This window comes from Collimonas sp. (genome assembly GCF_035566555.1).
In the GTDB taxonomy this organism is placed as follows: Bacteria; Pseudomonadota; Gammaproteobacteria; order Burkholderiales; family Burkholderiaceae_D; genus Collimonas.
In genome coordinates this window covers 1-14045 of the sequence record NZ_DATMRB010000086.1, presented here as the reverse complement: position 1 = coordinate 14045, position 14045 = coordinate 1, and the positions used below count along the sequence as shown (strand labels likewise).

Below are 14045 nucleotides of genomic sequence, written 5' to 3'. Positions count from 1 at the left end.
TTTCATGTTTGGCTAGCCGTTAGCGACGCGCGCCGCCAGCGGTACGCCAAAGGTATCGCTGACGATGCTGCCGTTGTCGAGTTTCAGTACACGGTCGGCAAGCGGGAAGTAGCGGTCGTCATGGGTGATCACCAGTACGGTCTTGCCGCGCGCGCACAGTTCCGGCAACAGCTGTTCATAGAAAACTGCCTTGAACGCCGGATCCTGGTCCGCCGCCCATTCGTCAAACAGATAGAACGGCCGGTCTTCCAGGTAAGCCACCACCAGCGCCAGGCGCTTGCGTTGTCCGGTAGAGAGTGCGCGCGTAGAGAAGGCGCCGTCGATCACCTGTACCTTGTGGTCCAGCGCCAGCTTGGCGACCAGGGCATTGGCGCGTGCATCGGCCTGCGCGCGTGAAGCATCGTTGGGATCGATGATGCCCAGCAGCGCATCGAACAGATGGAAGTCATTGAAAACCGCGGTGAAACGCTCGCGGTAGGCGGCGCGCTCGGCAGAGCCGATGGTCTTGCCATCAAGTTCGATGGCGCCTTGTTCCGGCTCGTACAGTCCGGTAATCACTTTTGCCAGCGTGGTCTTGCCGCTGCCGTTGCCGCCAACCAGGAAGATCAGCTCGCCCGGCTTGAAGGTGAGGTCGATCGGGCCGACCCGGAACATCCGTTCGTCGCGTTCATGAAAATAGGAGTGCGTGACGTTGCGCAAGGTCAGGGTTTTGAACGGCACATGCGATGCGCTTTCGCTGGGCGGCGGCACAGGCGACCCAATCCGCAGGCTGCCGAACTCTTCCATGACTTTTTCGATACGGGCCAGCGATACGCGCGCGGCATTCAAGGTCGGCACGTTATTGAGCAGGCCATCCAGCGGCAACAGCATGAATAGAAACACAACGATATAGCCAGAAGCGGCAGCCGGATCGGCGCGCACGCCCAGGGTGGGCCAGAACGCTGCCGCCCCCAGGAAGACGTAGAACAGGAAGACGATCCAGCCGACGCCGACGGCGTATGAGCTGAATGCGCGCCGGCGGTGATCGCGCACCTCGCCGATGGCGGCGCCCAGCTGGCCGTCGAGGAACTGGCGCGCACGCGCCTGGTGCAGCTTCAGTTCTTTCGCGCCGGTAAACAATGCGCCGAGATAGCCAAACAATTTGTCTTGCGAGCGGCCAGCTGCTTCCAGCGAGGCAATGGCGCGCTTGTCGCCGCTGTGGTAACCGAAGGAACCGACCACGATCGCAGTCAGCGCCAGCAGGCACACAGGCCAAGACAGCCAGGCCAGATAGCCGAGGCAGCCGAAGACGATCGAGCCGTGCATGACGATGTTGGGGAGGGCGAAAAACAGCATCGAGACATTGGTGGCGTCATCGGTCAGCACCGATTGCACCGGCGCCGCGCCTATCCTTTCGACATCGCGCAGTTCCGCGGCGGCGACGCGCTTGGCGACATGTTCACGCAGTTGCGCCATGGTGTCTTGCGAGAGCCGGGCGAACAGCACGCCGGTGATTACCCGGGTGACCAGGGCGATTACCGCGCATAGGCCGAAGCGCAGGGCCAGCGAACCGTCGGCTGCAGTTGCGTCCGACAGGGCCCGGTTCAGGGTCGCTACCAGCAGGACACTGGCGATGCCGTTCAAGACACAAGCAGTGAGGGCGATCGCCAGCGCTCCCTTGGAGCGCTTCAGCAGCGCAAGGATCAGGCGCATGGCCGGCTTGGCCTGCGCCGAGGGCAGAGAATCGGGTGGGGAATCGTAGGGTTCGTTGGCAGCGGTCATCGGCTTCAGTCGGTTGAGGGTTGTGAGAATCGGATATGGCAAATTCAGCAACAAATATTGCGCGGGCAAACCTTGCGCAATACAGGCTGTTAACAGGGATGACGAATCAGCGCGGTGAATATTAAGGGCCCGTCAGAAAATAATTTGAACATTTGGGCGGCCATGGCTGGCGCACTGCAAGCGGTGGGCGTCTTACTTCGTATCTAGCAACGGCCGCCTAAATGCCCAAGTTATTTTCTGACGGGCCTTTAATGTCGCGGCGCTGATTCGCAGAAAAAACACAAATCCATGGGATTTCACTAAAAATCTGAAGGCGTGGTTCGTCAACCAATCAAAGAGGCCATGTTTGTGGCCAGACCTGAGGATTTTATGTCGACGATGCGTTTTCCGATTGCCTTGCACCAGCAGATCCGTGCGCAGGCACGCCTGGCCCCCGATGCGCCAGCCCTGGCTTCCTTCACTCCCCATGCCGTACGCCTGTCGCGCGGCGAACTGGATCTGCGCGCCAGCCGCCTGGCCGCCCGCTTGCGTGCGGCCGGCGTCGCCGCCGAAGTACGCGTCGGCGTTTGCGTCGAACGTTCCTGCGATCTGTTCGTGGCGCTGCTGGCCGTATTGAAAGCCGGCGGCGTATTTGTCGCGCTCGATCCGCGCCATCCGGCCGCCCGTCTTGACTGGCTGGTCCAGGATGCCGGGCTGGCGCATGGCGTCGTTGATGCTGCCGCCGACACAACGATGCGTGCACGCTTCGCGCAATGTTTTGTTGTCGGTCGCGACGATTTGATTGACACCGTGCCGGCGCTTGACGATGAGGATGCGCCGGTAGATCCGCGCGCAGCTGCCTACATGATCTACACATCCGGCTCAACCGGCACCCCGAAGGCAGTGGTGGTCGAGCATGGCCCGCTAGCGCTCCATTGCGCAGCCCTCTGTACAGCGCTGCCGATCGGGCCGTCTGACCGCCTGCTGCATTTTGCTTCGGTCAATTTCGATGTCTCGATTGAAGCCTGGCTAGCGCCGCTGTCGCTCGGGGCCAGCGTGGTCATCAGCGATCCGCCGCCATTTCCTCCGGAAGCCGCGCGTGCCTTGATGGAGCGCGAGGGCGTGACGAATACGACCTTGCCGCCCGCTTATCTGCGCGAATTCGCCGCTGAATGCGCGCGCCGCGGTGTGCCGTCCGCGCTGCGGGTACTGTTGTTCGGCGGCGAGGCAATGTCGCAGGATACGTTCAATGAAATCCGCCAGGCCTTTCCTGCTATCCGGCTGGTTAACGGCTACGGACCGACAGAGGCGGTGATTTCGCCGATGCTGTGGCCGGTCGATCCGGGCAGCGTGCCGGCGCTGGAGCAGGGCAGCGGCCACGCTTCGCTTCCCATAGGCTGGCCGATCGGACCGCGTATTGCACGAGTTGCACTGGCTGGCGAGACCGCCCGGGACGGCGCGGGCGAGCTGCTGCTTGGCGGCGTCTGCCTGGCGCGCGGCTATCATGGCCGGCCGGGGTTGACGGCGGAACGTTTCCTGCCTGATCCGACAGGGGGGCCGGGCGCACGCGTCTATAGCAGCGGCGACCTGGCGCGCGAACGCGCCGACGGCTCATTCGATTACCTCGGCCGCATCGACGACCAGGTGCAGGTGCGTGGCGTACGGGTAGAGCCCGGCGAAATCGCCGCCTGCCTGCTGACGCATCCGGCCGTGCGCGACGCCGGCGTGCTGGCCGACGCAACGGCTGGACGAATCCAGCTGATTGCCTGCGTGGCGCTGGATGCGGCGCTGACCGACGACGCTTTGCAAACACATTTGACGGCACGGCTGCCGCAAGCCTGGCTGCCACATCGCTTTGCACGCTTCGAGCGCCTCCCTTATACCTTGAACGGCAAGCTGGACAAGGCGGCATTGCGGCTGGCGGTGGCGGCGCTGCCGCTGGTTGCCAGCGCTGATTACGTGACGCCGGAAACCGCGGTCGAACGCGCTCTTGCGGCTTTGTGGCAAGGCTTGCTGAACGATCCGGCGCCGATCGGGCGCGCCGACCGGTTTTTCACGCGCGGCGGTGATTCGCTGGGCGCCATGCAGATGCAAGCGGCAATTCGCGTTGCATGGCGGGTCAATCTGCGCCTGGAAGGTCTGTTCGATGATCCGTCGCTGGCCGAACTGGCGCTGTTGATCGAGCGTAGCGCGACCGAGGCCGACGGCGCCGGCTTGATTCCTAAAGCTCCCCGCCAGGCAGACGACGCACAATTTGTTGACTATCCAGCATCGTTTGCCCAGCAGCGTTTCTGGGTGCTGGCGCAGACCCGCGATGCCGGCGCCGCTTATCACATCGCCGTGCAGTGGGACATTCGTGGTGCGTTGAACGCGACCTTGCTGCAGCGCGCGCTGGAGCAGCTGATTGCGCGTCATGAAGCTTGGCGCACCACGCTGGTGGAAAATGATGACGGCATCGTCATGCAGCGCATCCACGCGCAACTGCCGGTGCGCATGGCCGAGGTCGATCTGCGTGGTCACGACGAGACGCAGCGCACGGCGCTGGTCGCCGATCTGGCGCAAGCTCATGTCACCGACGCCTTCGATCTGTCGTCCGGGCCGTTGCTGCGGGCGACGCTGCTGACCCTCAGCGACACCGCACAGCGCCTGTTGCTGACCACTCACCACGCCGTCAGCGATGGCTGGAGTTCGCGCTGCGCCTTCCAGGAGCTGACGGCAGCCTATGCGGCCCTGGCCAGCGACCATATCGCGGAACTGCCGGCTCTGCCCATCCAGTACACCGATTACGCGCAATGGCAGCGCAACTTGCTGGCTGCCGGCGAAGGCGAGCGCCAGCTCAATTACTGGCGCGCTGCGTTGCGCGATGCACCGCCGCCGCTGGCGCTGCCGCTCGACCGCGCCCGTTCCGCCGAGCGCGACTACCGCGGCGGCCGCCTGGCGCTGCGCTTGCCGCTGGCAACCTCGGCGACGCTGCGCGAACTGGCGCGACGCCATCGCACGTCGCCGTTTACGGTATTGCTGGCGGCGTTCGACGCCTGGCTGTACCGCCTGACAGGCAGCACCGATATTGTGGTCGCGGTACCGGTAGCACAGCGCCAGCGTGCACAGACGGCGCCGTTGCTGGGACTTTTCCTGAACACCCTGGCATTGCGCGCACAGGTGGCGCCGGGTCAGTCATTTGCTTCCTTGCTGGATACCGTGCGTGCTAGCGCGCTGGACGGTTTTGAATATCAAGATGTGCCGTTCGAACAGGTGCTGGATGCGGTCAAGCCGCCGGTACGGCGCGGCGACGAATGGCTGAGAGTCAAATTTGCACAACAGTTTGATCTGGCGCTGAACGCCGATCTGCCTGGCGCGACAGCACACATGTCGGCCGGTCCCGATCTTGCGGCCCGTTTTGATTTTGCCCTCGATTTCACCGACGATGCGCACGGCATCGAACTGGTCGCCGCCTATGCGCTGGATGGCATCGAGCGCGATACGGCGCAAGCATGGCTTGAGAGTTTTGCCGCCTTAGTCAGCGATGCGGTAAGCGATCCGACTCGCACGGTCACCCTGCTGGAGTGCGCCGATCGCGCAGAGTACTGTGCTGCACAGGGGGGCCGCCGGCTGCCGCCGGTGTTCGATAGCGTGTTGGACATGTTTGCCGTCCATGTGAGCGCTACCCCGCACCGCATTGCGCTGGTCGACGCCGACACACAGCTGACCTTTGCCGAACTGGACGATGCCTCGGAGCGCATAACCCAGGCGCTGCTGCAACAGGGCGCGGGGAGCGAGCAGCCGGTTGCGCTCTGCATTGATCGTTCCGTGCACTTCGTGGTGGCGCTGCTAGGCGTCTTGAAAGCAGGCGCATATGCAGTACTGCTCGACCCCGCCGCGCCATCGGAACGATTGGCAGCCGCGGTCGATGCCTGCCAGGCGCAATGGCTCCTGAGCGCCAGCGAGACCGAGTTGGCGCCGCACGTTGGCGGCACCCGTGTGCTGACGCTGGATGCGCTGATGCAGATACCCTTGCTGGCCAATGTGGCCGTTCGCAAAAACCATCCTGCGCCTTTACAGGCCGCTTATCTGATCTACACCTCCGGCTCCACCGGCACCCCCAAAGGCGTGGTGATTTCCCATCAGGCGCTGGCAGACTATGTGCAAGGAATGCTGGATGAGCTGGCATTCAGCGCGGATGCATCGATGGCGATGGCGTCGACGGTAGCGGCCGACCTTGGCCATACCACGCTGTTCGGCGCCTTGTGTTCCGGCCGCACCTTGCATCTGCTGCCGGCGCAATGCGCGTTCGACCCCGATCGCTTTGCCCAGGAAATGCGCAGCCGTAATGTCGGCATCCTGAAAATCGTACCCAGCCATTTGCATGCGCTGCTCGACGCCCGGCAGCCATCCGACGTGCTGCCGGCCCACGCCTTGATCACTGGCGGAGAAGCATTGCCGTGGGCGCTGGTGGAGCGGATCGCGGCTCTCAAGCCAGACTGCCGTGTCATCAATCACTACGGTCCGACCGAGGCAACCGTCGGCGCGCTCACCTGCGATACCTCTGCGCCAGCACAAGCTTCCATGCGCGCGACGGCAAGGGCGGCAGCGGGCGTGCCGCTGGGATTGCCGTTGCCGAATGCGCAAGCCTATGTACTGGATGCGCGCGGCGCCAGCGTGCCGCCCGGCGCCATCGGCGAGCTCTACCTGGGCGGCCCGGGCGTCGCCCGCGGCTATCTCGGCCGTGCAGCGGCTACTGCCGAGCGCTTCCTGCCGCATCCTTTTGCGCATGGACAACGTATCTACCGCACCGGTGACCGCGTGCGGCTGCGCGCTGACCGCCGGCTCGATTTTTTGGGCCGGGTCGACGACCAGGTAAAGATCCGCGGCTATCGCGTCGAACCTGGTGAAATCAGTGCAATGCTGCTTACCCTTGATGGCGTCGCACAGGCGACAACGCTGGCGTTTGAACAGGATGGCCGCATGCGGCTGGCCTCGTTTGTGACGGCGCACGCGGCGGTACAGCTTGACCAGAACATATTGCGTGAGGGACTGGCGCAGCGTCTGCCCGATTACATGGTGCCAGCGTTGCTAGTGGTGTTGGATGTGCTGCCGGTAACCGGCAACGGCAAGATCGATCGCCAGGCCCTGCGTGCATTGGCGGCCGCACCTGTGGTTTCCGCGGCGAGCGGCGATGCGCCGCGCGGCGTGATCGAAGAAATCCTGGCGGCGGTCTGGAAAGAGGTGTTGAAAGCCGAATCGATCGGGCGTGAAGATAACTTCTTTGAGCTGGGCGGCGATTCCATCCTGGTGCTCCAGGTCATTGCGCGCTCGCGCAAGCGCGGCCTGCGCTTTACCCCCAAACAGTTGTTTGACGGCCCGACCATCGCCCGGCTCGGGCAGGTGGCCGTCCTGACCGACAATCTTGCCGCGCCGACGCCGGCAAAACCCAAGGAAGCCGGCCCCGACCAGGTTTTATTGCTGACGCCCGCGCAACTACGTTTTTTTGAGCTCGATATCCCGCAGCGCGGCCATTGGAACCAGGCCATCCAGTTCGACCTGCAGGAACCGTTCGATCTCGACGCCTTCGCCCGCGCTTTCGAGAATTTGCTTAATCATCACGATATTTTCAAGCAACGCTTTACGCAGGACGGCGCCAATGGCGCATGGAAAATCACGCTGGCGCCGCAGGCGTACGCGAATCTGCCGCTGGCCACCGGCGCCGCGCATGATGAAGCCGATGCGCTGGCGCAGTTCGATGCCTTGCAATGCCAGCTCGATCTCGCTCATGGTCCGCTGGCCTGCGCATTCGCGGCGATGCTTCCAGATGGCCGCAGCCAGCTTTATCTGGCGATTCATCATCTGATCGTCGACGGTGTCTCGTGGCGCATTCTGCTGGAAGATCTGGATGCAGCATATCGCGCAGCACGCGAACGCCGCAGCATCCGGCTGGCTGCCGGCAACGGCAGTGCTCAGGATTGGGCCGCCCGTCTCGCGCGCGCAGCCAATAAAGCAGATTCGCCGTTTGCCGGCGAAGCGTCTTACTGGACCGCACCTGCCGTAGCCCGTGCGGGCCATGAAGACTTGCAGCTTGATCATCCGCAGGCAGCCGCGACCAATGCCGATGCAGCAGTCGTGATCCAGGTGCTGGATGCCGAGCTGACGCGCAGCGCACTGACCGACGCCAATGCCGCCTACCGCACGCAAATGATCGAACTGCTGATCGCTGCGCTGGCGCAGGTCCTGAGCAGCCACAGCGGACAGCCGCACTGCCGGCTGGAGCTGGAAGGGCATGGCCGCGAAGCCCTGTTCGACGACATCGACGGCAGCCGCACGCTGGGCTGGCTGACCAGCCATTATCCGCTGGCGGTGACGATTGAAGACCAGCCTGCAGCCACGCTCGGCGCCGTCAAGGACAGTTTGCGGGCAGTGCCGCACAAGGGGTTGGGGTTCGGCGTTTTGCGGCACTACGGCGATGCGGCAACCCGCGCCGCCCTGGCTGCAGTGCCGCGGCCACGCGTGACTTTCAACTATCTGGGGCAGTTCGATAGCGTGCGCGACGCCGCCCTGGTGGCGCGCTTCGGCGGCGCCGGCAGCGAGCGCGATCCGGCCGGCCCGCTAGGCAATGCACTGGCGATCCACGCTTATCTTGATGCCGACGGACCGCGCACGCTGAAAGTGCATTGGGTATATGGCAGCACGCAGTTCGAGCGCGCTACCATCGAGGCGCTCGCGCAGCGTTTTGAAAACGCGCTGGCAGCGCTGGTTACGGCCTGTACGCAACGGCTGGCGCAACGCGGAGGCGGCGCCACGCCTGGCGATTATCCGCTGGCGCATGCTGCCGGCCTGACACAGGCCACGCTGGAGCGGCTGCCTTTCGATTTACGCACTGTAGAGGATATGTATCCGCTATCTCCCATGCAGCAAGGGATCCTGTTCCATTCGCTGTTTGCACCGGAACAATCGACCTATGTCAATCAGCTGGTCGCCACCTTGTCCAATCCTGATGTGGCACGCCTGAGCGCCGCCTTTGCCGCCGCCGTGGCGCGCCATGACATTTTGCGCACCGGCTTCACCGCCGGCGAAGCGCTGCCGGTGCAGATCGTTCATCGGCAGGCAAAGATGACGGTCGACCTGCTCGACTGGCGCGAGCGCGGTGACGGAGCCAGCGCGTCATTCGAAGATTGGCTGCAGCGGGACCGGGCGCGCAGCTTCGATCTGAGCGCGCCGCCGCTGATGCGGGTGGCATTGATCCGTTTCACGGAAGACGAATGGCGCCTGGTCTGGACTCGCCATCATCTGCTGCTGGATGGCTGGAGCACGGCACGCTTCTTCGCTGACGTGTTGCGTGACTATATCGAGCCGCCACGCCCGCAACCGTTCGCGGCGCCGGCAAAGACGCGCTATCGTGACTTCATTGCCTGGCTCGGCACTCGCGACCAGGATGCTGAACGCAGTTTCTGGCGGCAGCGGCTGGCGCAACTGGCGCAGCCGACCCAGGTCGCCGAGCGCGAAGCTGATGCCGGCCGCCCAGCCGAACTGCGCAGCTGGCGCGCGGTTTTTCCGGCTGGCGCCATGGCGCGCATGGCCGAGACTGCGCGGCGCTTGAAGATTACCCTGAATACGCTGGTGCAGGGCGCCTGGGCGCTGACGCTGCAGCGCAGCTGCAACCAGACTAGCGTGGCTTTTGGGGCAACGGCGGCGGGACGGCCGGATGCGTTGGCCGATGTTGACACCGTGCTCGGCCTGTTCATCAACACCTTGCCGGTCATCACCGCGCCTTTGCCGGGATTGTCAGCAGCGGCATGGCTGCATCGGCTGCAGAGCGACAACGCCGCCGCGGCAGAATATGCGCAGACGCCTTTGTATGAAATCCAGCGCTGGGGCGGACAGGGCGCTTTGTTCGATACCCTCATGGTGTTTGAAAATTATCCGGTCGACGAGGCGTGGCAGGGGCGTGACGAGCGCTCGCTCAAGATGCGCGATCTGCGCAACATCGAGGCCACCGATTTCGCCCTGACCCTGGTGATCGAAGCAGGGACGACGCTGACGATAGACTACGGCTACGACGCAGCGCGCATCAGCGCGACGCGTGTCGCAGCGCTGCATGATGTATTCGCCGTCGCTGTCGAAGCGTTGATTAACGATCCGGAAGCGGCGCTGGGCGCCATGTCGCTGGCCGGCGCAGGCCAGCTGGCAGCGCTGGCCGGCTGCAACGCCACGGCGCAAGACTGGCCGCTGGAACAGCAGATGCCCTTGCATCGCCAGTTTGAACGTGCGTCCGCGGCAACGCCGACAGCCATCGCTTTGGAGATGCTGGATGCCGAAGGCAAGCGCAAGCAGCTGAGCTACGCCGAGCTGGATCAGCGCGCCAGCCAGGTTGGCGCGGCGCTTCTGGCGACGGGAGTGCGGCCGGACAGCGCCGTGGCGCTCTGTATCGAACGTTCTTTCGAGATGGTGATTGCGTTGCTCGGCGTGCTGAAGGCGGGGGCTGCCTATCTGCCTATCGATCCGGATTACCCGGCCGAGCGCATCGCTCATCTGCTCAACGATGCCCAGCCGGCGGTTGTCATTACCCAGCCGCATCTGCGCGAACGCGTACAGGCAGCGGTGATTGGTCCCGGCGTTGCCGTCCTGACTGTCGGCGAGCTGCTGCAAGCCGAGGCCGCAACCGGACTGCCGGTTGAGGTTGATCTCGACCAGCTGGCTTATCTGATCTATACCTCCGGCTCGACCGGCAAGCCCAAGGGCGCCGGCAACAGTCACCGCGCGCTGGCCAACCGGATTGCCTGGATGCAGTCCGCCTATCAGCTGGATTGCGATGACGTGGTGCTGCACAAGACACCGTTCGGTTTCGACGTCTCGGTCTGGGAATTTGTCTGGCCGCTGGCAACCGGCGCCAGGCTCGCCATTGCCGCTCCGGGCGACCATCGCGATCCGGCAAGGCTGGTGGCGGCGATTGAAAATCATGGCGTCAGCACCTTGCACTTCGTGCCGTCGATGCTGGCCGCATTCCTTGCCTATCTGGACGATTTCAAGGCTGCTGTGCGCTGCGCCAGCATCCAGCGCATCGTCGCCAGCGGCGAAGCCTTGCCGCCGGAGCTGGTGGCAAGGGTGGCGCAGTTGTTGCCGCATGCCCGGCTGTACAACCTGTACGGGCCGACCGAGGCGGCGATCGATGTATCGCACTGGACTTGCAGCGCGGACGATATCCAGGCCGCTGCGGTGCCGATCGGCCATCCTATCGCTAACCTGCAGCTGCACGTGCTGGACCTGGCCTTGCATCCGACGCCGCAGGGCTGCACCGGTGAGCTGTATCTGGGAGGAGCCGGCTTGGCGCGCGGCTATCTTGGACGCCCCGGGCTGACCGCCGAGCGCTTCGTGCCGGATCCTTTCCTTCCTGGCGCACGGCTTTACCGCACCGGCGACCTGGCGCGACGCCGGTCCGATGGCGCGCTCGATTATCTGGGCCGCAGCGATACCCAGGTCAAGCTGCGCGGCCAGCGTATCGAGCCAGGTGAAATCGAGGCGCTGCTGCGCACGGTGGCTGGTGTGCACGATGCGGTGGTGATCGTGCGTAACGAACAGCTGATCGGCTATGTTGCCCGCGGCGCCGGCAATGCACTGGACCAGGAGTTGTTGTTCAGCGTCTTGCGCGCACAACTGCCAGCTTATATGGTGCCGGCGCAGCTGATCCAGCTGGATGCGCTGCCGGTGACGCCCAACGGCAAGTGCGACCGCAATGCCTTGCCGGCGCCGCAGCGCCAGGAGAAGCTGGCCGTGGTGCTGCAGAGCGATACAGAACGCACGCTGGCCGCCATCTGGCAGCGTGTGCTGCGGGTCGAAGCGATCGACCGCGACGACGATTTCTTCATGCTCGGCGGCCATTCGCTGCTGGCCACCCAGGCCAATGCCCAGGCCAATCTGCACTGGGACCTGATGCTGCCGCTGCGCGCCTTGTTCGAGCAGCGCACGCTGGCCGGCTGCGCCGCATTGATCGAGCAGGCATTGGCCGAGCGCAGCGCCGGCACTGGTCCGGACACAGCCAGCGCCATCGACGCGCTGCTGGCTGAACTGGAAATGGAATAAGGATCATCGATGAGTACTGTAAAACCTGACCTGCTGTCGCTTGCCACGCGTTTTGCGCAGCTGCCTGAGGCCCAGCGCAAGCTGTTCCTGCAGAAGCTGGACGCTGCCGGTATCGATTTCCGCCTGTTGCCGATTCCGCCGCGCGCCGAACGCGCCGCCAGCGTTCCGGCTTCGTTTGCCCAGATGCGCCTGTGGCTGCATGCCCGCATGATCGACGAGCCGGCGGCCTATCACATTACCGAGCGCATGCAGCTGGATGGCAAACTCGACGCCCATGCTTTGCGCCTGTCGTGCGATGCATTGATTGCGCGGCATGAAGCCTTGCGTACGACTTTCGTCGAAAGCGCCGACGGCGTGCAGCAGACAGTGCATGCACCGCTGCGTTGCCCCTGGCATCAGACCGATCTCAGCGATTTTCCGGCCTTTGCACGGGTTGCCAGGGCTGAACTGATCGCCGCCGGCGACGAGGCGCAAGCTTTCGACCTGACGCAAGGGCCGCTGCTGCGGGCTTGCCTGATACGGCTGGATGCCAATACGCACTGGCTGGCGCTGACCTTGCATCACATCGTGGCCGACGGCTGGTCGGTCGATGTCTTGCTGGCCGAGCTGAGCGCTTTTTATCGTGCCTATGCAATGAAAGAGGCGGTGTCGCTGGCGCCGCTGCCGATCCAGTACGCCGACTACGCATTGTGGCAGCGCCGCTGGCTGGATGCCGGTGAACGCGAGCGCCAGCTGGAATTCTGGCGGACCCAGCTGGACGCCAGCCGCGACGTCCTGATGCTGCCCGGCGCGGCGCCGCGTCCGGCGCAACGCAGTGCGCGCGGCGCCCGTCATCTGTTCCGCATAGACGGCAAGCTGACGCAGCAGCTGCGGGATCTTGCCAATGCCCGCCGGGCGACGCCGTTTGCGGTCTTGCTGGCCACCTTGAATGGCCTGCTGGCGCGGGCTTCGGGCGAAACGCAGATCCAGGTCGGCGTGCCGGCAGCGAACCGTGAACGGGCGGAGACCGCCGGCCTGATTGGTTTTTTTGTCAGCACCTTGACTTTGGCGGTCGGCACCGGGATGACGCAATCGTTCGCAACCTTGGTGGATGCTACCCAGCGCAGCCTGCTCGATGCGCAATCGCATCAGGATGTGCCGTTCGAACAGGTGGTCGAGGCGCTCGGCGTGGTGCGCAGCGCCAGCCACAATCCCTTGTTCCAGGTCATGGCGGCCTACGGCGCGCGGCGACACCTGCCGGCGTTGGCGGATGTCGCCATCAGCGTCTTGCCATCGGGGGCACCGTACGCCAAATTCGACCTGACGCTGAGCTGCGAGGAAAACGACGGTGGCATCGACGCCGCCTTTACCTATGCGCTGGACTTGTTCGAAGCCGATGCCGCAGCGCGTCTCGCCGAACGCTTCGTTACCTTGCTGTCGCATGCAGTGGCTGCGCCGGATACCGCGCTCGGCGACCTGCAATGGCTGCCGCCGGCTGAGCTGGCGCAACTCGCGGCCTGGAATCATTCGCCGCCGCGACAGCAGGAGAATTTCAGGGCGGTCCATGAGCATATCGCCGAATTTGCTGCGGCGCGCCCGGATGCACGTGGAGTCGTCGATCTGCAGCGCGCTTTCACGCGCGGCGAGGTCGACGCCCGCGCCACCCGCCTGGCACAGCGCCTGATCGCCGCCGGCGTCACAGCCGAGATGCGGGTCGGGGTGGCGCTGGGCCGTTCGGTTGACCTGCTGGTCAGCCTGATTGCGGTGTTGAAATCGGGTGCGGCGTTTGTTCCGCTTGATCCGGCCCATCCGCGCGAACGTCTGGCGCAGATTATCGACGATGCGCAGATCCGCCATGTGATCAGCGAAACCCAAAGCCTGTCGATGCTGCCGGTCTCAGACGGATTGCGGATCTGGCAGGCAGGGGAAGCCTGCGATGCCGGCGCCGAGGGCAGTCAGCTTGAATCAGTCAGCTTGCCGCAGGTGTCGCCGCTGCAGGCCGCTTATGTGATCTATACCTCCGGCTCCACTGGCAAACCGAAGGGCGTGGTGGTCGATCACGGCAGCTTTACGCGGCATTGCGCGGCGATCGCTGAGCGCTACGGCGCTGGCGAGAAGGATGTCTTCCTGTTGTTCCAGTCGGTCAATTTCGACGGCGCCCACGAAGGCTGGTTCTCGCAGTACATGTCCGGCGCCGCGGTGGCGATCACCGCCGATACGCTATGGCCGCCCGCGCAAACCTGTCGGATGATGGTGCG

3 protein-coding genes are annotated in these 14045 nt (G+C 64.3%); 2 read left to right on the top strand and 1 reads right to left on the bottom strand.

The window, feature by feature from the left end:
* Positions 1-12: 12 nt before the first annotated feature.
* On the bottom strand, positions 13-1761 hold the full coding sequence (locus tag VNZ65_RS10660) for a cyclic peptide export ABC transporter (protein WP_325668753.1): 1749 nt from the start codon (positions 1759-1761) through the stop codon (positions 13-15).
* Between the two features lie 369 nt (positions 1762-2130).
* Here VNZ65_RS10660 and VNZ65_RS10655 point away from each other — a divergent pair, with 369 nt between their 5' ends.
* Both VNZ65_RS10655 and VNZ65_RS10650 read left to right on the top strand, forming a co-directional pair.
* A complete protein-coding gene (locus VNZ65_RS10655) occupies positions 2131-11808 on the top strand; it encodes a non-ribosomal peptide synthetase (RefSeq protein WP_325668751.1) in 9678 nt (3225 codons plus the stop codon).
* Between the two features lie 9 nt (positions 11809-11817).
* Positions 11818-14045, top strand: a 2228-nt coding sequence (locus tag VNZ65_RS10650; RefSeq protein WP_325668749.1) for a condensation domain-containing protein, incomplete at its 3' end; no start/stop codon positions are given.

Coding starts and splice junctions, on each gene's coding strand:
- VNZ65_RS10660 (WP_325668753.1), bottom strand. CDS start 1,761: ATGACCGCTGCCAACGAACCCTACGATTCCCCACCCGATTCTCTGCCC.
- VNZ65_RS10655 (WP_325668751.1), top strand. CDS start 2,131: ATGTCGACGATGCGTTTTCCGATTGCCTTGCACCAGCAGATCCGTGCG.